The 22,876-nt window shown below is 68.3% G+C and carries 20 protein-coding genes; 6 read left to right on the top strand and 14 right to left on the bottom strand.

Annotated elements, in window-relative coordinates:
* Positions 1-44: 44 nt before the first annotated feature.
* Together AB0P18_RS07695 and AB0P18_RS07690 are read right to left on the bottom strand one after the other, a co-directional pair.
* Positions 45-941: a glycosyltransferase family 2 protein gene (locus tag AB0P18_RS07695; protein WP_363359569.1), complete on the bottom strand. Its 897-nt coding sequence runs from the start codon at positions 939-941 to the stop codon at positions 45-47.
* Positions 938-2,620 carry a glycosyltransferase gene (locus tag AB0P18_RS07690; protein WP_363359568.1) on the bottom strand — a complete coding sequence of 561 codons (1,683 nt, stop codon included), beginning with the start codon at positions 2,618-2,620 and terminating at the stop codon, positions 938-940. The genes AB0P18_RS07695 and AB0P18_RS07690 overlap by 4 nt, the downstream gene beginning before the upstream one ends.
* A gap of 193 nt (positions 2,621-2,813) precedes the next feature.
* Between AB0P18_RS07690 and AB0P18_RS07685 the strand changes: the two genes are divergently transcribed.
* Both AB0P18_RS07685 and AB0P18_RS07680 read left to right on the top strand, forming a co-directional pair.
* A complete protein-coding gene (locus tag AB0P18_RS07685) occupies positions 2,814-3,680 on the top strand; it encodes an ABC transporter permease (RefSeq protein WP_363359567.1) in 867 nt (288 codons plus the stop codon).
* Entirely contained in the window at positions 3,664-4,404 is a 741-nt protein-coding gene (locus AB0P18_RS07680) for an ABC transporter ATP-binding protein (protein ID WP_363359566.1), read from the top strand. Before AB0P18_RS07685 ends, AB0P18_RS07680 begins: the two co-directional genes overlap by 17 nt.
* Positions 4,405-4,472: 68 nt before the next feature.
* Here the strand turns inward: AB0P18_RS07680 and AB0P18_RS07675 are convergent, their stop codons facing one another.
* On the bottom strand, positions 4,473-5,420 hold the full coding sequence (locus tag AB0P18_RS07675) for a metallophosphoesterase (RefSeq protein WP_363359565.1): 948 nt from the start codon (positions 5,418-5,420) through the stop codon (positions 4,473-4,475).
* Positions 5,417-7,807, bottom strand: coding sequence for a CotH kinase family protein (locus AB0P18_RS07670; RefSeq protein ID WP_363359564.1), 2,391 nt, complete (start codon positions 7,805-7,807; stop codon positions 5,417-5,419). Before AB0P18_RS07670 ends, AB0P18_RS07675 begins: the two co-directional genes overlap by 4 nt.
* Before the next feature lie 603 nt (positions 7,808-8,410).
* On the opposite strand from AB0P18_RS07670, the gene AB0P18_RS07665 reads away from it, so the two are divergent.
* Entirely contained in the window at positions 8,411-9,760 is a 1,350-nt protein-coding gene (locus tag AB0P18_RS07665) for a hypothetical protein (RefSeq protein ID WP_363359563.1), read from the top strand.
* Positions 9,761-9,844: 84 nt separating this feature from the next.
* On the opposite strand, the gene AB0P18_RS07660 is transcribed toward AB0P18_RS07665, so the two are convergent.
* From AB0P18_RS07660 to AB0P18_RS07635, 6 genes are all read right to left on the bottom strand, one after another.
* Positions 9,845-10,942: a glycosyltransferase gene (locus AB0P18_RS07660; protein ID WP_363359562.1), complete on the bottom strand. Its 1,098-nt coding sequence runs from the start codon at positions 10,940-10,942 to the stop codon at positions 9,845-9,847.
* Between the two features lie 5 nt (positions 10,943-10,947).
* Positions 10,948-12,429, bottom strand: a complete 1,482-nt coding sequence (locus AB0P18_RS07655) for an LCP family protein (RefSeq protein WP_344052363.1) — start codon at positions 12,427-12,429, stop codon at positions 10,948-10,950.
* A complete protein-coding gene (gene purE / locus AB0P18_RS07650; RefSeq protein ID WP_344055796.1) occupies positions 12,426-12,893 on the bottom strand; it encodes a 5-(carboxyamino)imidazole ribonucleotide mutase in 468 nt (155 codons plus the stop codon). The genes AB0P18_RS07655 and purE overlap by 4 nt, the downstream gene beginning before the upstream one ends.
* A 130-nt stretch (positions 12,894-13,023) precedes the next feature.
* On the bottom strand, positions 13,024-14,160 hold the full coding sequence (locus AB0P18_RS07645) for a 5-(carboxyamino)imidazole ribonucleotide synthase (protein ID WP_363359561.1): 1,137 nt from the start codon (positions 14,158-14,160) through the stop codon (positions 13,024-13,026).
* A 70-nt stretch (positions 14,161-14,230) separates the two neighbouring features.
* On the bottom strand, positions 14,231-14,794 hold the full coding sequence (locus AB0P18_RS07640; protein ID WP_363359559.1) for a PH domain-containing protein: 564 nt from the start codon (positions 14,792-14,794) through the stop codon (positions 14,231-14,233).
* Between the two features lie 50 nt (positions 14,795-14,844).
* Positions 14,845-15,639 carry a biotin--[acetyl-CoA-carboxylase] ligase gene (locus AB0P18_RS07635; RefSeq protein ID WP_363359557.1) on the bottom strand — a complete coding sequence of 265 codons (795 nt, stop codon included), beginning with the start codon at positions 15,637-15,639 and terminating at the stop codon, positions 14,845-14,847.
* Between the two features lie 87 nt (positions 15,640-15,726).
* Here AB0P18_RS07635 and AB0P18_RS07630 point away from each other — a divergent pair, with 87 nt between their 5' ends.
* Positions 15,727-17,316, top strand: coding sequence for an acyl-CoA carboxylase subunit beta (locus AB0P18_RS07630; protein WP_363359555.1), 1,590 nt, complete (start codon positions 15,727-15,729; stop codon positions 17,314-17,316).
* The gene (locus AB0P18_RS07625; protein WP_344052353.1) at positions 17,313-17,540 is read left to right on the top strand and encodes an acyl-CoA carboxylase subunit epsilon; all 228 of its coding nucleotides are present in this window, start codon (positions 17,313-17,315) and stop codon (positions 17,538-17,540) included. The genes AB0P18_RS07630 and AB0P18_RS07625 overlap by 4 nt, the downstream gene beginning before the upstream one ends.
* A 283-nt stretch (positions 17,541-17,823) precedes the next feature.
* Here AB0P18_RS07625 and AB0P18_RS07620 read toward each other — a convergent pair whose 3' ends face one another.
* Genes AB0P18_RS07620 through AB0P18_RS07605 form a run of 4 tightly spaced genes read right to left on the bottom strand, consistent with a single transcriptional unit; the run spans position 17,824 to position 22,080 of the window.
* Entirely contained in the window at positions 17,824-18,885 is a 1,062-nt protein-coding gene (locus tag AB0P18_RS07620; protein WP_344052351.1) for a hypothetical protein, read from the bottom strand.
* Positions 18,882-20,138 (bottom strand): ATP-binding protein, encoded by a 1,257-nt coding sequence (locus AB0P18_RS07615; RefSeq protein WP_344052349.1) that lies wholly within the window; start codon positions 20,136-20,138, stop codon positions 18,882-18,884. The genes AB0P18_RS07620 and AB0P18_RS07615 overlap by 4 nt, the downstream gene beginning before the upstream one ends.
* Positions 20,125-20,799 (bottom strand): response regulator, encoded by a 675-nt coding sequence (locus AB0P18_RS07610; protein WP_344052347.1) that lies wholly within the window; start codon positions 20,797-20,799, stop codon positions 20,125-20,127. The genes AB0P18_RS07615 and AB0P18_RS07610 overlap by 14 nt, the downstream gene beginning before the upstream one ends.
* Before the next feature lie 9 nt (positions 20,800-20,808).
* The gene (locus tag AB0P18_RS07605) at positions 20,809-22,080 is read right to left on the bottom strand and encodes a TRAM domain-containing protein (protein ID WP_363359553.1); all 1,272 of its coding nucleotides are present in this window, start codon (positions 22,078-22,080) and stop codon (positions 20,809-20,811) included.
* 47 nt (positions 22,081-22,127) lie between these two features.
* Here AB0P18_RS07605 and AB0P18_RS07600 point away from each other — a divergent pair, with 47 nt between their 5' ends.
* Positions 22,128-22,775 (top strand): Maf family protein, encoded by a 648-nt coding sequence (locus tag AB0P18_RS07600; protein ID WP_363359551.1) that lies wholly within the window; start codon positions 22,128-22,130, stop codon positions 22,773-22,775.
* Positions 22,776-22,876: the final 101 nt, after the last annotated feature.

The following is a 22,876-nucleotide window of genomic DNA, read 5'->3' as shown; positions in this document are numbered from 1 at the left end:
TGCGCACCGCCCCTCAGCGCACACGAGCAGGTGCAGGTCACGCATCAACGGACCGGCTCCGGGTACTCCACACGCGGATTGAATCGGATACCGGCGAACCACTTGCGCATCAGCTTCAGCCGAAGCCGGTACGCCACACCCCCACGGTGCAGACTCACGAACAATCGCGCACCGAACTCGAGGAAGTACAGCACACCCCGGTGGTGCAACTGATACGACGCTTCGTTGCGCACACCGTACTCGAACTTCCACAGGCTCTTGGTGTCGACCATGGCGAAGTTCACACCACGGTTGTCTCCCATGTCATGCGTGACGGTGCTGTCGAGCACCTGAACGCCGGGGCAGACTTTCGTGAGACGGAGGGTGTACTCACGGTCGTCGAACCAGATGAAGTAGTCACGGTAGGGCAATCCGTATCGTGCGATCGCCCACCGGGGAATGAGCACGGAAACGAAGGAGCACGCCGTCACCATGACGTTGCGCTGCCCCTTCACCATCAGCCGGCCCCAGTCCCAGGTCGGAACGGGGTTGTTCATCTCGCAGATGGAACCATCGGTGAATTGCACCACCGAGCACGCGAAGGGCACATCGGGACCGAGTTCCGCCACAGCGTCGTCGAAGCCCGCGACCAGCCTCTCGAGCGCGGTGGGATGCGGGTAGCAGTCGTCGTCCATGATCCACACATGGTCGGCGCCTGTCGCATAACCGCGCAGCATCCCCTCGGCGAACCCGCCCGCTCCTCCGGTGTTCGTCGCCATCGTGACGACTTCGAGAGCAGCATCCTTCTGCAGACCGGCGAGATAGTCCGCCGTTCCATCGGTCGAGGCGTTGTCGATGATCAGAAGTGTGGCCGGCCGGAGGGTCTGCCCTTCGAGGGCGGCGATCACGCTCTTGAGCTTCTCCAGCCGGTTGAACGTGACGACAACTGCAGCGACCGTCACCACGACGCCACCTCCTGTGTGAACCATTCGCTGGCGGATGCCGCGGAGAGGAGCTTCTTCTCGGCCGCCCGCTCATCGCGCCACAGCGCTTCACGGGCTCCTTCATCGCTCGCGAGCCATGCCACCTTCTGAGCAGCCTGTCGGGCGGCCAGGTGCACGTTGCGGTTGACGAGCGCGCGGGGCGGAATGATGTCCGACTGCGCGCCCACGTCGGTCGAGACGACCGGCAGGCCGTGACTGATCGCCTCGAGCGTGGTCAGTGTGAGGCCCTCGTTGTGCGAAGTGACAACCAGTACGTGGGCTTCGGCCAGGGTCTGGTCGACGGGAACCGCAGACCCCCGACGCTCCACGGCGTCGCGCAGTCCGTAGGCGGCGATGAGATCGTCCACCCAGGACGCCAATTCGCCGTCGCCGTGCATGATGAACCGGAGCGGCACGTCCTCGGTCCGGAGGCGATGGACCATGGCGAGGAAGACTTCGGGCGCTTTCTGACGCGCCATGCGTCCGATGAACGCCACCGTGAACGGCGCTGCATCGTCTTTCGCCCGGAAGGTCGATTCGGCGTCGGCGACGGTCAGCCCGGCCAGAGGAGCCATGACGACCTTCTCGGCGGCGACACCCTGACTCTGCACCATCCAGCGCTGCAGGGTGGGCGAGATCACGTGGTGGGTTGTGATCACCTCTTCGACTCTCACGCTGCTGTGGGGGAAGCCGCCTCCGCGGTACTCCACGATGTGCGTCGAGTCGATGATCGGCATCCCCGGCCGTGACATCGCGAGCCAGTGGAGCCTGTCGTAGAGCCACTGATTGTGGTGGACCACCACTCCCCTCACGTCGAACGTGCGCAGGACGGCGCGAAGCAGTTCTTCTGTCCCCGGAGTCTGCGAGCCCACCGTCGGTTCCGAGAAGGGGATGAGAAGCGCGCCGTCCAACTCGGCGCGACCGATCCAGGGATGGTGGGAGTCTCGGTTGGTCAAGACGATGGGAATCAAGCCCGCTTCCTTGACCAGCTTCACGGTCTCGAACGCCCAGCGTTCGGCACCACCGAGTTCGAACCAGTGCATCCCGATCAACGCGGCCCGTGGGGCGCCGTCCGGACACGGGGGCGCGGGCAGGAGCACGCCGTCCTCGTGGATGCCCCCCGGGGCGAACTCATCCCTGAAACGGCGGCGCGCTGCCCGATGAGTGATCGACCGTCGGTGCCTCAGCAACTCGATGTCCCGCGCTTCGTCATACAGCAGCGGCGTCCGAGCACGAACCGCTCGAAGCGCCCTCCTGATGGCGCTGGTGGAGTGCTCACGTGGTGGATCGAAGTCGAGGACCTCATCACGCGAGATGTGCACGTGTCGCACCGCCCCGGATGCGAACGCTCGCGCGCCCACCGATGCCTCGGTGTCCGACCCCGCCTCCACGACCACCTCGCTCGCCATACCGATGGTGAACAGGCGTGACCGGAATTGTCGCGACATCCCGTCGAACGTCGAGTCGTCGGTGGTGCGCGGAAGCGTCGTCCAGTCGCCGTCGTACGCGTGCACCGTGAGCTCGCGGCCCGGAGCCATCAGCGCGTGGAAATTGAGGGCTCCGACCAGAAGGCGTCGCTCTCGCAACGACAGGTCCGCCGGCTCGGGATCGCTCGTGAGGCGGAAGACGGCCGGCTGGCCGAGCACAGTCTGAAGCACGATGCGGGTGTTCCCTGAGAGATCTGAGGAGCGGCCCGCCGAGTGACGGAGCGATCAGATCCTACCAACCCGGACTTGGAGCATCCCGAGAGTCCCCCCCCCCCGGTCGACCTTCTCAGGTCCGCGACACAACCCCCGGCTAAGATGAGTTCCGCCCGCTCCGGGCCACCCGTTCCACGCCTGAAGGAGGGCAATGTCCCGCGTGTCGCCCGAGTCGTCCGCGCTCGAGCAGCCAGGGCGCAACCTCGGCTTGCTGGACGTCTTCCACCGTCGCTACCTGCTCTCGCTCATCGTCCGGAAAGAAGTGCAGATCCGCTATCGCGGCTCTGTGCTCGGGTGGATGTGGTCGTACGTCAAGCCGCTCGTGCAGTTCGCGGTGTTCTACGTCGCGATCGGCGTCTTCCTGGGGATGAACAGCCGCGTCGACTTCTTTCCCATCTACCTGCTCGCGGGCATCACCGTCGTGACGTTCTTCAACGAGGCCTTCTCCAACGGCACTCGTTCGCTCGTGGACAACGCCGCGCTGATCAAGAAGATCTATCTGCCTCGGGAGATGTTCCCCGTCGCCAGCATGCTGATCGCTGCGGTCAACACGATCCCCCAGATCATCGTTGTGATCGTCATCGCGCTCTTCTTCGGCTGGGTACCGTCCCTTGTGCAGGTCGGCGCGATCCTCCTGGCGCTTCTGATCGTCTCCGTGCTGGCCACAGGACTCGGACTGCTCTTCGGTGCCATCAATGTGACCTTCCGTGATGCTCAGAGCTTCGTGGAGATCATCGTCATGATGGCGGTGTGGGCCTCACCGGTCATGTACCAATGGGAGATGGTCGCGGGCGCCGTCCCGGACTGGCTCTTCGTGCTGTACCGCCTCAACCCGCTCACGCCCGCCGTCGAGCTGTTCCACTACGGGATATGGTTCCCGCTCGACCCCGGCGACGCGCAGCTGCTCCCGGACCTCGCTCTCTTCTCGGTCATTGCACTTCTGCTCTCGCTCGTGCTGCTGGTGATCGGTCAGTCCGTCTTCCGCCGTCTGGAGGGTCGTTTTGCCCAGGATCTCTGACAGTTCCGTTCCGAGCATCGTCGTGGACGACGTCCACAAGGACTTCAAGCTCCGCCACACGCACTCGATCAAGGAGACATTCGTCGCGGCCATCCGCCGCAAGCCCCTGACGACCGACTTCCACGCGCTGGATGGAGCGTCGTTCACGATCGAGGAGGGCGAGGCGGTCGCGCTTCTGGGCTTCAACGGGTCGGGCAAGTCGACGATGTTGAAGCTCATCTCCGGAGTGCTGACGCCGGACAGAGGACGGGTCCTGACGCGAGGACGGGTCGCCGGGCTCATCGAGGTCGGCGCGGGATTCCATCCGGACCTGTCCGGAAGGGAGAACATCTTCCTGAACGCGGCGATCCTGGGGATGAGCAAGAAGGAGATCGAAGCGCGGTTCGACGACATCGTCGCCTTCAGCGAGATCGAGAAATTCATCGACACAGAGGTCAAGCATTACTCGTCGGGAATGTTCCTCCGCCTGGCGTTCTCGGTGGCGATCCACACGGAAGTGGATGTACTCCTCATCGACGAGATCCTCTCCGTCGGCGATGAGCCGTTTCAGCGCAAGTGCCTGGCGAGGATCCGTGAACTGCATGCGTCCGGGAAGACCCTCGTCGTCGTGTCACACGACCTCAACATGGTCTCCGACCTCTGCAGTCGAGGCATCCTCCTCAAGGGCGGAGAGGTCGCCTTCGACGGAGACTCGAAGGAAGCCGTCGCCATGATGCGCGGGTAGCGTGTCAGGCCTGTCGAGACGAGCGAGGTCGCGCGAGGCGGGTTACGCCGAAGAGGACGCCGGGCGTCTCAACCGTTCCGGGACAGCTCGAGCGAACGCAGCGATGTGCCCTGGCCACCATCCGGCGAGCGGTAATCGAGCGTGAGCGTCTGATCCGTGGCCGTCACGAGGAGGGCACCGTATCCCTCCGTGCATCCATTGCTGCCGTCGGTCAACGCTTCGGGACAGGATCGCACCAGGTCACTCGCTCCGACTCCGGCGACCAGGTACGGGAAGCCGTCGATCTCCAGGTCTTCGTAGACGTGCTGATGACCACTCACGACAAGATCAGCACCCCAGCCCTCGTAGTCCCATCCGGCATCAGGTCGCATCTGGAGGTTGGGCTCGTGGGGCCCCGAGGTGAAGGGGGGCCGGTGGAAGACGACGACGTTCCAGGAGCTCTCCGATTCTGATCGCGACGCTGTGAGTGCCGACTGCAGCCACTCGCGTTGTTCCGCGAGCTGCTCGGCGGCAAGCTCGCTGTCGAGCATGAAGAGATTCACGTTGCCCACCGACACCTCGTACCAGAGCGGATTGTCTCCGAACGATCCCAGGTACGCGAAGTAATCCAGGTAGGCGGCTTCCCCCGCCCCTTCATTCTCGTAGTCGTGGTTACCCGGAACGGGGAAGAAGGCTGGACCGTCCGGTCCGGCGAGGAACATCGAGTAGTAATCGCCCACGGACTGCACGAAGGGGACGCAGTCGGTCGTCCCCTGCGTGTTGTCACCTGCAGTGGCGACGATCTCGGGATTCCACGCGGCCACCATGTCGGCGACCTCACGCTCGCCCTCGTCGCAATTTCCGAAGTCGGTGATGATCGCGAATTCCGCGTCGCCGCCACTATCCGTGGTCACCGTCGGCAGCGGCTCGGCAGAGGCCGGCCCGGCGACGGAGGTCGATGGCTCATCAGTGCAGCCGACCACCGTGAGCGCCAGGACGGCGACGCCGATGACCGCTGCGGCGCGGGACCACCTCATGTCTTCGGCACCAGCACGATCTGTACGGCTTCGACACGGAGGGACTGTCCGACGGTCCCCGCTGTCTGTCCGTCGGTCTTCCAAGCCTGCCAGCCGATGTTCTGTACGTGAGCTCGATACCGCACGGTGTACAGAGCCGCCAGCTCACCGGTCAGCTTGATCTCGAAAGCCTCGAGTCGCAGGCCTTTGCCGGTGGTGCCGATCGATCCCGAAGCGGTCCACGGCTGCCATCCGATGTTCTGCACCTGACCGCGCCACGAGATACCGCCGGTGTGTACGCTGTCGCCCACCTGGAGTCGGAGAGCCTCGACCCGCAGCGCCTTGCCGATCGTGCCCGCGGTGGCTCCGTCCTTCACCGTCGGCATCCACCCGATCGTCGCGACGTGGGCGCTGTACGAGGAGGTGGGGGTCCCCGTCGGGGTCGGCGTCGGGGTCGGCGTCGCCGTCGGCGTGGGCGTCGCCGTCGGCGTGGGCGTCGCGGTCGGCGTCGCGGTCGGCGTCGGCGTCGCGGTCGGCGTGGGCGTCGCGCCGCTCTTGAGGACGAGGCGAACCTGAAGGGCCTCTACTCGAAGGCTCTGACCGATTGTCCCCGCCGTCGCACTGTTGGAGACCCACGCCTGCCATCCGACGTTCTGTACGTGCGCCCTGTACTGGATGTCATAGAGATTGGCCAAGGCTCCTGTGAGCCGGAACCGTATGGCCTCCAACCGCAACGACTTCCCCGTCGTCCCGATGCTGCTCGTCGAGGTCCACCCGCTCCACCCCACGTTCTGCACGTGGCTCATCGCCTCGATTCCGCCGGATTGCCCCGCCGTGTTCGATATGGCGAGCGAGAGGGCCTCGAGACGAAGCGACTTCCCATATGTTCCGACGATCTGTCCCGATCCGTAGTACCAGTCCCATCCGACGTTCTGGATATACGCCCGGTACCTCAGAGACGGGACGACCCCGTACTCCCGGTTCAGGAAGGCCGCCCGCGCGGCGACCTTCGTTCGCAGGTACGACACCTCTCCGGCATACGTCGAGGCGTAGGTCTTCCCCTCGCCGGCGATGAGCAGCGTGGGCTTTCCGAGGATCTTCCACAACGCGAAGTTGTTGCCGGCCGAAGTGGAGACGGCCGCGGAGTAGCCGTCGATTCGGCTGGGCAGCGCGTTGACCGCCGCGCCGATGCCGCCCGCCCACAGCTCGTTCGCGCGCTGAATGAATGCGGGGTTGCGGAAGATGTCCTGGAACCAGGGATTGCTCGGAGTCGAGCGGGTGGGAGTGCGCAGCGTCGCGCCGTTCTTGACATAGTCCGACAGCGGATCGGCGCCGAGATGCTCGCTCTTGTCGTAATTGAACAGACCGCTGTCGAAGTCCCATACCGGGCCGGCATGGATCTTGTCCGACGGGCCGTTCTTGTAGAAGTACACGCTGGACGCCACGATCTCGGGGTTCTCGGTCGCCTCGAACACGAAGTAGTACTTCACGAAGGAGTCGACGTCGATCAGCGAGGAGATGCGATTCCAGTCAGGACTGGGCGAGTGCAGCGCGGCATCGAGCGCATTCAGGCTGGCCTTCATGTCGTCCCACCCCGCCTGGGTGTCCGCCGACAGATAACCGGGCGTGTTCGCAGCCACGCCGTCAGGGAGATCGTCCACGCCGGACTTCGCGTCCTTCAGCGTGAAGATGGTCCGCGTGGTGCCGGTGCGGAAGTAATAGTCCTCGGCGACGCCGTAGTTGTTGTCGAGCTCCGCCAGGACGGCCTGAGGGCTGGACAGGTCGGCGCGGTTCTTCTTGACCTCGACCTTCTCGGCCATCAGGTAGTTCCCCAGGTACACGCCGTTCACGCGAACGTCCACCCATCGAGAAGCGGGAGAGAACGGGAGTCCGATCGCATCGGCCAAGTCGAACGCGAGCTTGTTGCGCATGAGCGAAGCGTCGGCGTGGTTCGCAAGCAGAATCCAGGTCTTCGCCGATCCCATTCCCAGCACATCGGTGGAAGCCGGGAATTTGATCTGATACGGCTTCTTGGCGAGCGTCCAGGTGTAGTTTCCGCGCCCCTTCAGCTCCCCGCCCGTTTGAGGTGCGATCGAGTACGCGCCAGTCGGATCCGTCAGGCTGAGCGTCGCCACCGCCCGGTTTTCCTTGTTCGTGTTGACCCACGAGAGGCTCTGGGCCGGGTCGGGCAGCGTGATGTCAAGCGTGGGCAGGTTGTTCGACACGGGCGCCGGCGGCTGCCACGTCGGAGTGGGCGTCGGCGTCGCGGTCGGGCTGAGGGTCGGCGTGGGCGTCGGCGTCGGGCTGTCGGTCGGGGTCGGAGTGACCGTCGGCGTCGGCGTAGCCGTGGGCGTCGGCGTGTCCGTGGGTGTCGGACTCTCGGTCGGCGTCGCCGGCGCGTCGGGCACGGCAGTGTCCGTAGGCGTGGGACTGGGCGTCGTCGCCAGTGAGACCGTTCCGTCGGCGACGTACGCGCTGGCAGGACTCACGGTCGCCGTGAGCGCAGCGATCGTCGCAATCGCGACCGCAGTTCGCGCGAACGCCTGTCGAAATACGGTTGATCGCGCCATGGCAGCCCCCAAAGCTGTTCATGCTTTCGGCTCTGTGCTCGACCGTCAGCCCCCATGGGGTGCGCGAATCGCGCTGACCGGGATTCCCCTGTGTATTCCCGATCAATTCCCCGTACGAAAGGATAGGCGCAAGCATCCGGTATGCCAAAGCGGGGCATGAAACATGAGTCCGAGTCGTTACGACCGCCTGCACCTCGTGGCTCGTCTTCAACCGCCACCGACACGCTCAGCGCCTGCATCGCACGACATCGCGTCGTCGACGAACGAAATCATCGTTCACCGGACCGGGTGACGGCACAGGACCGGCAGATCTACGCGAGACCCACCGTAGAAAGGCCGAGTTCTGAGAAATCTGTGCCGTCGCCGGGCAGATAGCCTCGAAGGATGAGTCGTTGGAATCCGGCAACGAAGGCTCGAAACTTCGTCGCCCGAATACGCGAAATGAGTGACGGCGTCGTCGCGATCCGCGAAGAGGCTGCGCAACTGCGGGCCGAAACAGCCTTTCTCCGCGAGGAGGCTGTACGTGCGGCCGAGCTCGCCGCGGAACTGCGCACGGAAATAGGCCGTGTTCACAGCGTCGCCGGCCGCGCGGCACGCCGCGGCACACTGCAACGCGAGCAGGTTCGCGTTGCGTTCCTGGTTCACAACGTGGACGCGTGGGATTCCATCGGTGAGGTCATCGCCATCATGAGGGATGCACCTGATTTCGATCCCATCGTCGTGAGCATCCCGCATCACTACGCAGGCCGTTCCGGCTCCCGCGGCGAAGGTCGTGTACACCGATTCCTCGATGAGCGAGGCCTGGGGCACTTGCGGGTGCGCAATCAGGACACCGCCGCTGCCGAAGAGCTACTCCTCTCCCTCGACCCCGATGTCGTCTTTCGGCAGAGCCAGTGGGATGCAGACATCGACGAGGCGTTCTCGGCCGAGCGACTGTCGTGGACGCGGCTCGCTCTCATCCCCTACGAGACCGTGAACCCCACGCACAATGTCCGACTGGGAAACCCGCCCGTCGACACGGCAGTGGACCAGCCGTTTCACCGCGCCGCCTGGCTCGTCTTCTGCGCGAACGAGGACGTTCTCGAGGTCGCACGCCACGACTCGATCACCGGCGCCCGCCAGTTCCGCGCCTCGGGTCACCCGAAGGCGGACGCGGTGCGGCAGGCGACGCCCGCGTGGCCTATCGGCGACGGTCTGACCCGTCGACGGCGCGTGTTGTGGTCGGCGCACCATTCGATACTTGAGGGCTGGAACGACTTCGGCGTCTTTCCACAGGTTCGAGACGAGATGCTGGCGTGGGCGACAGAGGAGACGGACGTGGAGTTCGTCTTCACGCACCATCCGCATCTGCGCGGCACGATACGCCGACCGGAGAGCTCCCTGTCGGACGCGGAGTTCCGAGAGTGGCTGAGCGCGTGGGAGTCGCTGCCGAATGCGGCCTACACTCGCGAACCCTACGCCCCGCTCCTTGCGGCGGCCGATCTGCTGGTGACCGACGGACCGAGCATGATCACGGAATCCCAGATCCTGGAAGTGCCGACGATCTTTCTCGAACGACGCGATCACATCGCCTTCAACACGATCGGCGAGAGGATCGTCAGCGGTGTCCACCGCGTGAACGACGTCGATGGCGTCCGTCAGGTCGCGCAGGAGCTCGCGGCGGGGGCGGACTGGCTGGCCCCCACGCAACGCAGGAACGCTCAGCATCTCTTCGGTCCGCCCGGAGCGGCCCAGCGGATCGTCGACACCATTCGCGACGAGATCGGCGCCGAAAGCACACGCGGCCACTGACGCATTCGTGCGAACACCCGAGCCGTCGACCCACCGGGTGCATCACCCCGAAGGCTTCGCCGTGGTAGGTCCTGAAGTGCGTGCCTACAGCTCCGCGTGCAGCTGCCACACGCGATCGGCGGCTCCCAGCCACGAGAACGCGCGCCCGCGATCAGCGGCGAGGACCCCGAGTCGTGAAGCCGCCGCTGTCGACCCGAGCGCGTCCGCCAGGGCTGCGCCGAGCGCCTCCGGATCGGCATCCACCACGGCTCCCCCGTCGACGATGACCTCGTCGTTCACGGGTGAGGATGCCGCCACCACGGGCACCCCGAGCGCCAGGGCCTCGAGCACACGCCAGGGCAGCGCGAACCGCTGATCGGCGACGACCAGGGCGACGGCACCGCCGAAGACGGCGGCACGATCGGGCTCGGCGAGCGCGCCGCGCACGTGCAGGCTCCGTTCGGGGATGCCCGCGGCCGAAGCCTGATCCGCGATCGCCGGTTCCTCGCCCTCGGCGGCGCCGATCACGACGACCGGGAGGTCGACGCCGCACCGGCCGACAGCCGAGAGGCCGACGCCGAGGGACTCGCCGTGATGCCCGGAGAGCAGCACGAAGCCGTCGGGCAGGTCGAGCTCGCGCCGGCGCCCCACTTCGTCGCGCGGCACGGCGAATCCTTCGGGGGCGGCTCCCGCGATCACGCGGATGCGCTCACCGAGCTTCGCGATCTCGCCCAGGCGCACCGCCATCGCGTGGGTCGGCACGACGACGGCATCCGCGTGCTTGACCGCGCGCTTCAGCATCGCCTTCTGCCACGCCACGCTCGCCTTCGGATACTCGCCCGGGGTCTCCCACGGCCCGAGATCCCAGATCGAGACGACGGTCTGGTCGTGGTCGTGCACGCGATCGTGCTTCACCAGCGGTGCGAAAAGCGTCGGCGAGTGGATCATGCCGCCGCCGATACCGCTCGCGACGCCGAGCTGCAGCGCACCGGCGAGCTCCCGACGAGCGAGCGGTGTCCTGCGCACGTCGGCCAGCCCGGGGATCTCCACGGCGGGAGAGCCGGAGGGTGCGATACCCGCGACCACGCAGCCGGAGGGAGCGCGGTCGATCAGGGCGGTCGCCAGCTCGCGAGACGCCGTTTCGAGATCGGGATCGGTGGGCGCGACGAGCTGGTCGAGCATGACCCGGAGTGTGGCGGTCATGGGGTTCAGCCTTCAGGGGTCGGCGTGGGCGTCGGCGGGTGCAGCGTCTGCTGCACGAGCTGCTGGATGTAGGCGAAGTCGGGGTCGTATTCGTCGATGCCGCCCTCGGGCGTGAGCTCGATCGTCGTGACCGGCTGCTCCTTGGCCTTGAGCGCGAGCTCTGCCAGGAACGGCAGCAGCGACTGCGGCAGGTCGGTCTGGATCAGATCCTGCCCGGCGGCCGCGACATCGCTGAAGCGGGTGAGCACGACGTCGGGGGTGAACTGCGCGAGGATCGCCTCCTGCAGTTCGCGTTGGCGCTTCATGCGGTCGAAGTCGCTCGTGGTGTACCTGGACCGGGCGTACCACTGCGCGGTGTCGCCGTCCATGTGCTGCTGTCCGGGTTCGATCCAGCCGATCGCCCAGCTGTCCACGTCGTTCGGGTCGACGCCCTCGGGCGGGCCGCCCTTCGGCAGTCGCTCGACGACGTTGATGTCGACGCCGCCGAGCGCGTCGACGAGCGAGGCGAAGCCGTGCATGTCGACGAAGACGTAGTAGGGGATCTCGATCCCGAGGATGCCCTCCGCGGCGTCCTTCGTGGCTTCGATTCCCGGCTCGGAGCCGTTGGCCTTCGCGTCGGGATAGAGGGCGTTGCCGTCCTGGCAGACCTCCACCTCGGTGCGGAGCTGATTGATGCCGCTCCCCCACCCGCACGTCGCGTTCGCGAAGCCGGTGTGGCCGTTCGGATACTTGTCCTGCATCGGGCCCGCCGAGAACGGCACGTTCGGCATGTCGCGCGGGATGCCGGTGATCGTGGTCGCACCGGTCTCGGCGTTCACCGAGACGACCGAGATGCTGTCGAACCGCATCGAGTCGCGGCCTTCGCCGCTGTCGGCGCCGAGCAACAGGATGTTGTAGTAGCCGTCGCTCGGCGGCACCGAGGGTCCGCTCGCGCCGAAGATCGCGCCGAGCGTGTCACGGGTCGTGCCGGCGATCTGCGAGGCGTACACCGCGCTTCCGGTGCCCGTGACCAGGAGGACGACGGCCAGGAGCAGGATGCCGAACCGGGCGATCGTGCCCGTCTTGACCAGTCGGACCAGACGCAGGGTGTCGACCGTGAGCACGATCCAGAGCACCGCGTACGCGAGCAGCGCGATCTGGATGATCGTGAGGGGTCCGGCGCGCAGGAGCCCGAGCCAGTCCGGTAGCCACGCGCCGGTGATGATGCTCACGGTGCCCTGCCGCCACAGCAGCAGTCCGAGCCCGCCGAGGATCACGGCGATCCAGAGCCCCAGCGTCGCGCCGAGCCCGATCTTGCCGAGGCGCCGATTGCCGGCGACGGCCTGCGCCGAACCGGGAACGAGGAAGTTCAGCAGGACGAGCCACCAGCCTCGACGCGTCATCACCTCGCGCGACGACGTGTCGGGGTACCGCATCGGCCGGTCTTCGACGACCTTCGACGAGACGTTGCGGACGGATGCCGGCCGCGGCGGACTCGCGACGCTCACAGCGACTCCTTGAGGCGGCGGTTCTTCTCCTCCACCTGCTGCTCGAGGTCTCGCGCAAAGTGCTCGACCCGGTCGCCGAGCGCGGCATCCGCCGACCCGAGAATGCGGACGGCGAGCAGACCTGCGTTCTTCGCGCCGTTGATCGAGACGGTCGCGACCGGGATGCCGGCCGGCATCTGCACGATGCTCAGGAGGGAGTCCAGGCCGTCGAGGGTCGCCAGCTGCACGGGGACGCCGATGACCGGCAGCGCCGTGACCGATGCGAGCATGCCCGGAAGATGAGCCGCGCCGCCCGCGCCCGCGATGATCGCGCGGAGGCCTCGCGCACGCGCCTCGCGACCGTAGCGGAGGAGCTTGTCGGGCGTCCGGTGGGCCGAGACCACCTCGACCTCGTGCGGGACGCCGAAGTCGGTGAGCAGCTGCGACGCGTCGCTCATGACGCGCCAGTCCGAATCCGAACCCATCACGACGCCGACCAGCGGCGCGTCGGACGAATGCAGCGGCACGCGCGCGGTCGAGTCAGTCACCGATCCAGGCTAGGGCGCCCGCCTGGAAGATCCCCGCAACGGCGCGGCCGGAGCGCGGATACGACGGTCAATCCAGGAAGACGGATGCCGCCGCCCTGGCCTGATAGACGGCTTCGTCCAGGTCCTCCCCGGCGACGTTCACGTGCCCCACTTTGCGTCCCGGACGCGGCGCCTTGCCGTACGTGTGCACCTTCGCCATCGGGTGAGCCGCCATCGCCGTCGCGAACCGGTCCTCCAGTGCGCCTTCGGCGGGGCCGCCGAGGATGTTCACCATGACCGACCACTCGGATCGCGGCTCCGGGTCGCCGAGCGGCAGGTCGAGGACGGCGCGCAGATGCTGTTCGAACTGGCTCGTGACACCGCCGTCCTGACTCCAGTGCCCGCTGTTGTGCGGGCGCATCGCCAGCTCGTTCACGAGCAGTCGCTCGTCGGTCGTCTCGAAGAGCTCGACCGCGAGCATTCCGGTGACATCCAGTCCTTCCGCGATCCCGATACCGATGCGGGCGGCGACGTCCGCCATCCGCCCGCTGGAGCGGGGCGCGGGCGCGATGACCTCTGCGCAGACTCCGTCGCGCTGCACGGTCTCCACCACCGGATACGCGCGCACCTCGCCCGACGGTCGCCGGGCGATCTGCTGCGCAAGCTCCCGGGAGAAGTCGACCAGCTCCTCCGCCAGCAGCGCGCCACCACGGCCGTCCTCGGCGAGCGCGGCGAACCAGTCATCGGCCTCCGTCGCCGTGTGGACGACGCGCACGCCCTTGCCGTCGTATCCGCCGCGGGGGGTCTTCACGACCGCACTGCCGCCGTGGCCGTCGAGGAACGCCTGCAATTCCTCGCGGCCCGTGACCGCCGCCCACTCCGGCTGCGGCATCCCGATCTCCTGAAGTCGCGCGCGCATCTGCAGCTTGTCCTGGGCGAAGCGCAGCGCGTGCGGACCGGGGTGCACGGGGATGCCGGCGTCGACAAGCGTCTGGAGCACGTCCTGCGGCACGTGCTCGTGGTCGAACGTGACCACATCCACGTCGCGGGCGAACGCGAGCACGGTCTCGGCATCGCGGTAGTCGCCGACCGCCGTCGCGGCGAGCGAGGCCGACATGCCTTCCTCCTCGGCCAGCACGCGCAGCTCCACGCCCAACTCCACCGCAGGGGCGATCATCATCCGCGCCAGCTGTCCTCCACCGACGACTCCGACTCGCAGCGCCATGAACGTCCCTTCCGTCGCTCTGTGTCCTCCCATCATCGCGCAGGCTCTCTCCCCTGCTCGACCCGGTGGATCAGGCGGCGGACGGCGCGGGCGGCATCGGCGGGATCGCCTGCGCGTCGCGGTGAGCGAGGATCTGGTTGACCTCGACCTGGTCGACGAGCGCCTCGTGCACGAGCGCGACGCTCGGGATGTTCGTCATCCGCAGCGACTCATCGACCCCGTTGGACAGCGTGAGCGTTCCGGCGCCCCACATCCGCTGGATGAGGCCCCGGCGTTCCTGCACGGTGTAGCCGCGGACGTGACTGAGCTCACGCCGCCGAACACCGAAGACACCCCATCGTTCCAGCACGCGCCGCGTGGTGATCGTGTAGACGTGCGACCACCACGACAGGAACGGCAGCAGAACGAGGAAGACGACCACGACCGCCGCGGCGGTCAGCAGCATCCAGTCCTCCAAAGGCGCGGGCAGATTGCCGTAGTAGTACCCGACGGCGCCGGCTACGGCGATGAGGATGAGCGCCGGCCAGATCATGCGCCGGGCGTGCCGCCGGAAGCGCGCGATGCGCAGCTCGGGTGTCGGCGCGCCCGGGACCACTATGGGCGGACGGCCGCCGTATGTGGTCGGCTGGGTCATGCTCCCATTGTGCGGGTCGCCGCCGACGTCGGCGGCTGCCACGCCCGCAGTCAGCGCACGTGGACGACGTCTCCCGCGGCGACGGGAGTCGGGACGCCGTCCGCGACGACCACGAGGCGCCCCTCGGCATCGATGCCGTCGGCGCGTCCGACGAGGTGACTGCCGTCGGGAAGCGCGACATCGACGTCCGACCCCACGGTGCTGCACAGCGCGACGATGTCGGCGGCGACGCCGGCGGCCCCGGCGTCTCCCCCCGCCGCGAGCAGCGCCGTCAGCTGCGCGTCGAGCTCGGTCAGGAACGCGGCAAGGAGGCGGTCGTCGTCGACCTCGAGACCGGAGGCGGCGAACGAGGTCGCCGTCTCGACCGGGAGATCAGCGAGGCTCATGCGCGTGTTCACGCCGACGCCGATCACGACGGCATCCGGGTGACCCGGGACGACCTCGGCGAGGATCCCGGAGAGCTTGCCGCCGTTGAGCAGCACGTCGTTCGGCCACTTGACGGACACGCGATGGGGCGTCCCGCGCAGCTGGTCGCGGACGGCCCGAGTCATCGCCGCACCGGCCACGAGCGGAACCCATCCGCGTGCGGCGACGGGCAGACCGTCGACCCGCACGAGCACGGATACCGCCAGAGCCGTACCGGGCGGGGCCGTCCACGTCCGGTCCAGGCGTCCGCGACCCGCGCGCTGATCGGTGGTCAGGATCAGCGAGAGGTGCGGCCACTGCTCCGGATCGGCCGCGACGGCCTTCACCAGATCGGCGTTGGTCGAGTCGGTGGTCTCGGTCACCTGCAGGCGCGGGGACACGGCGGCGGCGAGCGGGTAGCCCTCATCAGGAATCGACATGTGTGTCACCCTAGCGACAGCCCGCCGCGCGCCCGCTTGTGCGAAGTCTCCAACTCGGATCCGCCCCCCGCCGATAAAGTGGGACGGGTGACCGAACAGCCCGATCTCTCGACCACCGCCGGCAAGATCGCCGACCTCCGCACGCGCTTCCAGGAGGCCGTTCTCGACGCCGAGAAGACCGCGCAGACCAAGCAGCACGCGAAAGGCAAGGGCACCGCACGCGAGCGGATCGAGCAGCTCGTCGACCCGGGCAGCTTCGTCGAATTCGACGAGTACGTCCGCCACCGCACCACGGCGTTCGGGATGGACCGCTCCCGCCCCTACGGCGACTCGGTGGTCACCGGCGTCGGCACGATCCACGGGCGCACCGTCGCGGTGTACTCGCAGGACTTCTCGACCTTCGGCGGCTCCCTCGGCGAGGTCGCGGGAGAGAAGATCATCAAGATCATGGAGTTCGCCCTGCGCGGTGGGATGCCGATCATCGGCATCCTCGATTCCGGCGGCGCGCGCATCCAGGAGGGTGTCGTCGCGCTCGGCAAGTACGGCGAGATCTTCCGCCTGAACACCCAGGCCTCCGGAGTGATCCCGCAGATCTCGCTCATCATGGGCCCGGCCGCGGGCGGCGCGGTCTACTCGCCGGCACTCACGGACTTCGTGATCATGGTCGACAAGACTTCGCAGATGTTCGTCACGGGTCCGGACGTCATCAAGACCGTGACCGGCGAGGACGTCGGCATGGAGGAGCTCGGCGGCGCGTACACGCACAACACCCGCTCGGGCGTCGCGCACTACCTCGCGGAGGACGAAGAGGACGCGATCGACTACGCGCGCACTCTGCTGGGCTTCCTGCCCGACAACAACATGGCAGAGCTGCCGGTCTACGAGAACACGTTCGAATTCGAGACGACGGATGCCGACCGCACGCTCAACACGATCGTCCCGGATTCCGCGAATCAGCCCTACGACATCCATCAGGTGATCGGTCACGTCGTCGACGCGGGCGAGTTCCTCGAGGTGCAGCCCCTTTTCGCCCCCAACATCGTCATCGGGTTCGGACGCGTGGAGGGACGCACGGTCGGCATCATCGCGAATCAGCCCTCGCAGATGGCCGGCACGCTGAACATCCAGGCGGGCGAGAAGGCCAGTCGCTTCGTCCGCTTCTGCGATGCGTTCTCCGTGCCGATCCTGACTCTCGTCGACGTCCCCGGCTACCTGCCCGGCACCGACCAGGAGTGGGAAGGCGTGATCCGCCGCGGTGCCAAGCTGCTGTACGCGTACGCCGAGGCGACCGTGCCGCTCGTGACAGTCATCCTCCGCAAGGCCTACGGCGGTGCGTACATCGTGATGGGGTCCAAGCAGCTCGGCGCCGACATCAACCTGGCGTGGCCGACCGCCGAGATCGCGGTGATGGGCGGCCAGGGCGCGGTGAACATCCTGTACCGCGGCGAGATCAAGCGGGCCGAGGACGCCGGAGAGGACGTCGCCGCCGTCCGCACGCGCCTGGCGAACGAGTACACGTACGACGTGGCGTCCCCGTTCCTCGCGGCCGAGCGCGGCGAGCTCGACGGCATCATCGAGCCGGCGCAGACCCGCGTCGCCGTCGCGAAGGCGCTCCGCGCGCTGCGGGGCAAGCGCGCGAGCCTGCCGCCCAAGAAGCACGGGAACATCCCGCTGTGAGCGAGCAGGAGGACGCCGTCGATCAGATGCGGGTCGAGCTCCTGCGGGGCGATCCGACCCCGGAGGAGCTCGCCGCCCTGGTCGCGGTCGTCAGCGAGGCCTATGCCGAGGAGGCCGCCGGCGCGACCGCCGATGACACGTCGTCCCGTTCGGGCTGGGCACTGTCGCAGCGCGGGCTCCGCGCGCCGCTGCGGCGCGACCTGGGCTGGGGAAGATTCGGCTGAGTCCGGCATCCATTCGCACGTATGCGTGTCCCCCGAAATACCTACAGACGACTTCTCGCGGGCCTGCGCATACTTGTAGGGCTGGAACGCATCATGCGTTCGGTCGACCTGCTGCTCATTCGTGACAGCCCAGGTTCGGCCACGCGGACGGTTTTCGGGTAACTGTCCGCCCGGTGGGGGGTAGGCGGCTTCGCCGCCCCCCACCATCTCCCACTTTCGCTTCCCGCCCCGGCTCCCCTCCCCCGCCGGGACGGGGAGCGAAAACTCTTTCCGCGACGCCGGCTCAGCGCGTGGGCGGGTGGTCGATCTCGCGCCAGAGGTCGACGGCATCCTCGTCCGAGAGCGTCTCACCCGAGGCCGATCGCCCGACGACCGTCACGGCGACGCGCTCATCGGGCGAGGTGCGGATGTAAAGGCGGTCCGACCGTGCCGAACGCAGCGTCTCCGCGAGCTCAGCCCGGATCACTCCGAGCGCGGCCTCGTCGAGTCCGTCCAAGCCGCCCTCGTCGAGCACGGTCACGCTCGCCCCGCGCCGGCGGGCCCGCTCGAGCTCAGCGTGCACGGCGTCGTCGAGCAGCCGGGGACCGCGCATCTCATCGCGCAGGCGACCCTCGGCCAGATGCGCCTGGGTACGCTCCTCGTCGGTGAGTGCACCGCCGGTGGCCACCGTGCGGGTCAGCACCGGCCCGGCGACCGCGAGGGCGCGCTGCACCTGGATCCGGCGCTCCCGCTGACGTCCGCTCTGCGAGGCCTGCCACGCCGATGCCGCGCGCTGCAGCTGCGCGAGCTGGGCGGTGTCTCGCGCCGCGCGATCGATCGACAGCAGCATGAGCTGCGTCGCCGCCACCCACACGATCGACCCGACGAGCCCGAGACTCATCGCGTTGACAAGGCCCATCCAGTAGATCGAGCCGACGGCGAGCGCGGCGATGCCGATCCACGCGACCCACGGGCGGCGGCGCACCATCACGATGACCATCAGGACGCCGATGCCGCCCAGATACCACGTGGCGAAGGGGTCGGTGCGATCCTCCGGACGGACAGCCACCGCGATCGCCGTCGGGACGATGAAGGCGGAGGCGAGCGCCATGACACCGGCCCAGCGCGGAAGGCGGGTCCGCGAACCGCCGATGAGGCCGGTCGGAGGACCATCGACGGGCGAGGGGATCTGTGCGCGACGAGGCTCCCAGAAGATGCAGAGCCAGATCGTGACCAGATAGAGGCTGAGCGCCGCCACGATCACGAGTGGCTGCACGGGCGGCTCGGTCCACCAGAGTCCGCGCAGGGCCAGATAGCCCGTGAAGGCGAGGGCGATGCCGACGATGATCCTGCGAACGCTGATCACGATGTTCCTTCCCGCCACTCGAGCCACACGGTCGTGCCCTGCGCGTCGGACTGGATCTCGCTCGTGCCGCCGACCGCCGCGACGCGGGCGAAGATCGATGCACGGATGCCGAGCCGGTCCTGCGGCACGCGCTCCAGGTCGAATCCGGCACCGGTGTCGCGGACGGTGATGAGCGTCTGAGCGGGGCGGGCACGCCCTCGCACGCTCACCGCGAGGCCCGCGCCGCCGGCGTGCTGTGCGGCGTTCGCGATCGCCTGAGCGGACGCGAGCACGAGTGCCCGCGCCACCCGACCGGGCATCGCCGGCGTGAGCGGCTCGATGTCGCGCTCGATCGTCAGCCGGACGCCGAGCTCGAGAGCAGAGCGCTCGATGCCGTCCGCGAGGCTCTCCGGGTCGCGCGGCTCGTCACTGCCCTCCTCGGACCCCTGCTCGGTGTTGGCGAGGCGGGTGAGGGCTTCGCGGGCCATCGCGACGGCCAGGGTCCGCTCGCGCGGGGTGTGCGCGCGCTCCGCGGCGATGAGTGCCGCCAGAACGCTGTCGTGCATGAGCGCCGCCACGGCGACGCGTTCCTGTTCGGCGGCATCCGCCGCTGCGGCGTCCGCATACGACTCGACCGCGCGCGCCCGGGTCTCGTCGACGTTGGCCGCGACCGACCGGAAGACCCACCCGAGCGTCGTGAGCATCCCGCCGAGGATGAGGGCGAACGACACGTCCAGGCTCACGGAGTACCAGTACTCCGGCGCGAACCCTGCCTGGATCATCCGCACCGCCCCGAACAGCAGCGGCACCATCACCGTCCAGACGACCTGCAGGATCAGCGGGAAGGCGAGCACGCTTGCGACGGTCGCGACGTTGACCAGGTACCAGATCCACGGCTCGACCGAGGGGTCGGCATCCCCGCCCGCCGTCGCCATCGGCCAGAGCAGGAGAGTGATCGGGTAGATCACCGCGAAAATGCCTGCGAACAGGCGCACACCCCGGCCGATCGCGCACGCGAGCAGCATCGCCCCGAGCGGCACGAAGGTCATCAGCATGAGCGGCACGTGCCACTGCGGCGTCTCCTGGTACGGACCCAGCGCGTTCAGGAAGGCCTGGGCGCCGAGCGCGAGGCCGCCGAGGGCGACAACGAGCGACAGGATGCGCTCGATGCGCAGACGTGTGAACGATCCGAGCCCGGCCGTCGTCTCGCGCGAGTGCGGGATGTGCCCCCACGCGTCGTCGAGGATCGCGCGCGTGCTCTCAGGCTCCGACACCACCGACGCCCTCGCTGTCGTTCGGCTCGGAGAGGATCCCGTCCTCCATCGCCCGGCGGAGGAGATCGACCTTCGTCGGCGCGGGCCTTCCCACCTCGACGTACTTGACCCGCACGCGGGTGATGTTCTCCTTCGCCGTCGAGTACGCGACCCCGAGGCGGTCGGCCACGACCTTGAGCGGCAGACCTGCGGCGTACAGACGGAGCACGTCGCGCTCACGGGCCGAGAGCTGGGCGTCGGCGAACGCCCGGTCGCCCTCGACCGCGCTCGCCCACTCGACGTTGTTCAACGGCTCACCGCTGGCGACCGTGCGGACCGCGGCGATCACGTCGCCGATCGGCGACGCCTTGCTCACGACACCCGCAGCGCCTGCCGCGAGCGCCTCTCGGACGGCGGCCGGGCGGTCGGCGACACTGTGGATGATGACACTGGATCCGTCGACGACCAGACGGCGGACGTTCTCGGTCACGGTGGTGCCGTCGCCGAGCGTCAAGTCGAGGACCACGACATCGGCCGGCGGCGCCGCGCTGAAGGCGCGCCACTCGAGATAGCCGGTGACGCTGCTGCCGGAGAACACGACGTCCTTGTCGGCACGCGCACATGCCGCCTCGAGTCCGAGCCGAACGGATTCGTGGTCGTCGATGAGGGCGACGCGCGTCATGGGTTCAGCCTAGCCGCGCGGTTCGGCGGAGCCCGCGGGCACGAGGGTCGCGACAGCCTCGACGTGGTGGGAATTGGGGAACAGGTCGAAGGCCTCCACCGCGCGCAGCTCGTAGCCGGCGTCACCGAAGATCGCGACGTCCCGCGCGAGGGCGACCGGATCGCACGCGACGTAGACGACGGCCGCCGGATGCAGCGCTGCCACGGCCTGCACGACCGACCGCCCTGCTCCCGAGCGCGGGGGGTCCAGCACCGTCACGCCGCGCGAGAGCCGCTCCCGTTCCCGGGTGGAGGCGTCGGCGAGGAGGCGGGTGACGAAGCGGTCGACCCGCGCGGTCTCCGCGCGGGCGCCGACCCATTCCGCGAGGTTCTCCCCCGCGTGCTCCGTGGCGCGGGCATCCGATTCCACCGAGGTGATGTGCGCGGCCCCGAGCTCGCCCAGCACGGCCGCGAACAGGCCCACACCCCCGTAGAGGTCGAGGTGCCGACCCTCGGCATCCGGCGCACCGACGGCGCCCCTGATCGCTCCGCGGACCGCGGCGTCCAGCGTCGCCGCCGCGGAGCGATGCACCTGCCAGAACCCGCCGGCGTCCACACGGAACTCGCGCGTGCCGACACGCTCGACGACGACCTCTCGCGCCTCGCGGGGCGTCCGTGCTCCGGCATCCGGTCGCGGGATCACCCGCACGCGGCCGTCCGCCGGCTGCACCAGGTCGATGCGACCGGGCGCGCCCTGACCCAGCGCGAGCGCCGCCGCCTCGACCTCGGGGGTCGCCAGCGGGTGGTCGCGCACCGGCACCACGGTGTGACTGCGCGCCGCGAACGGGCCGACGTTGCCCGCGTCGTCCACATGCAGACCGATGCGGGTGCGCCACCCGCGGCCATCGGCGGTCTCATCGGCGCCGGCCGCGCTGATCCGCACGTCCCCGGCATCGACGCCGCCGAATCGGCGCAGAGCGTCCTGAAGGACCTCGAGCTTGAGCGAACGCTGGTGCGCGAGCTCGATGTGACCGAAGTCCGCACCGCCCGGGCGCCGGTCGGGGGCGACGGTCACATCGGCCTGCGCCCAGATGTGCGGGCGCCGGTGCGGTGACGCGTCGAGGACGCCGAGCACCTCGCCGCGCCAGAACGACTTCTTGCCGACGTCGGTGAGTCGCACGCGCACCCGCTCGCCGGGGATCGCATCCGGAACGAAGACGACGCGCCCCTCGACCCGGCCGACGAACACACCGCCGTGGGCCACGCTGGTCACATCGAGGTCGAGTTCGTCTCCGGCATCCACCCGTCGAGCATTCCACAGCGCCGGGTCGGCGCGGCTACCGTGAACGCATGCAGGTCTGTCTCGCCTCCACGTCCCCTGCCCGACTCATGCTCATGCGGCAGGCCGGGATCGAACCGCTCACGCTGGCGCCGGACGTCGACGAGGAGGCGGTGATCAGCGGGATCGAGGCTGCTGAGGGCCGGACGCTCCCGGCCGATGAACACGTCCTCGTGCTCGCCCGCCGCAAAGCCGCCGACGTCGCCACGCGCCTCGCGGCCGCCGATACGGCCTTCGACGGGATCGTGGTCGGCGGCGACTCGATGTTCGAGATCGGCGGCGAGATCCTCGGCAAGCCCTACACGCCCGACGTCGCCACGCGGCGCTGGCACCGCATGCGGGGAGCGACCGGACTCCTGCATTCGGGTCACAGCGTGATCCGGCTGCGCGGAGGCGAGGTCGGGGACGAGGCGCACGCCGTGGCGGCGGCATCCGTCACGTTCGTGGACGACATCACGGATGCCGAGATCGACGCCTACGTCGCCTCCGGCGAACCGCTGCAGGTCGCCGGCGCGTTCACGGTCGACAGCCTGGGCGGGCCGTTCATCGAGCGGATCGACGGAGACCCGTCGACCGTCGTCGGCATGTCGCTGTCGACGCTGCGACGCCTGACCAATGCGCTCGACGTGTCGTGGCCGCAACTGTGGAACCGCGGCTGAACTCCTCGGACATCCGAGGAACTACTCGGTGCCGCTCGTAGACTCCCCCACACGATCGCGGGTGTTTCTTGTGGAGGGCACTCAAAAGAGCGCCTGTGCGC

This window comes from Microbacterium sp. NPDC064584 (assembly GCF_040687315.1).
Taxonomy (GTDB): domain Bacteria; phylum Actinomycetota; class Actinomycetes; order Actinomycetales; family Microbacteriaceae; genus Microbacterium; species Microbacterium lacus.
The sequence above is the reverse complement of the archived record's forward strand: the minus strand, read 5'-3'. Positions and strand labels throughout refer to the sequence as shown.

Bases quoted from the DNA above. Each gene is read 5' to 3' on its own strand.
- AB0P18_RS07635 (WP_363359557.1), bottom strand. From the start codon at position 15,639: ATGTCGATTCCTGATGAGGGCTACCCGCTCGCCGCCGCCGTGTCCCCG.
- AB0P18_RS07610 (WP_344052347.1), bottom strand. From the start codon at position 20,799: ATGACGCGCGTCGCCCTCATCGACGACCACGAATCCGTTCGGCTCGGA.
- AB0P18_RS07600 (WP_363359551.1), top strand. From the start codon at position 22,128: ATGCAGGTCTGTCTCGCCTCCACGTCCCCTGCCCGACTCATGCTCATG.
- AB0P18_RS07685 (WP_363359567.1), top strand. From the start codon at position 2,814: ATGTCCCGCGTGTCGCCCGAGTCGTCCGCGCTCGAGCAGCCAGGGCGC.
- AB0P18_RS07660 (WP_363359562.1), bottom strand. From the start codon at position 10,942: ATGACCGCCACACTCCGGGTCATGCTCGACCAGCTCGTCGCGCCCACC.
- AB0P18_RS07645 (WP_363359561.1), bottom strand. From the start codon at position 14,160: ATGGCGCTGCGAGTCGGAGTCGTCGGTGGAGGACAGCTGGCGCGGATG.
- AB0P18_RS07665 (WP_363359563.1), top strand. From the start codon at position 8,411: ATGAGTGACGGCGTCGTCGCGATCCGCGAAGAGGCTGCGCAACTGCGG.
- AB0P18_RS07675 (WP_363359565.1), bottom strand. From the start codon at position 5,420: ATGAGGTGGTCCCGCGCCGCAGCGGTCATCGGCGTCGCCGTCCTGGCG.
- purE (WP_344055796.1), bottom strand. From the start codon at position 12,893: ATGGGTTCGGATTCGGACTGGCGCGTCATGAGCGACGCGTCGCAGCTG.
- AB0P18_RS07640 (WP_363359559.1), bottom strand. From the start codon at position 14,794: ATGACCCAGCCGACCACATACGGCGGCCGTCCGCCCATAGTGGTCCCG.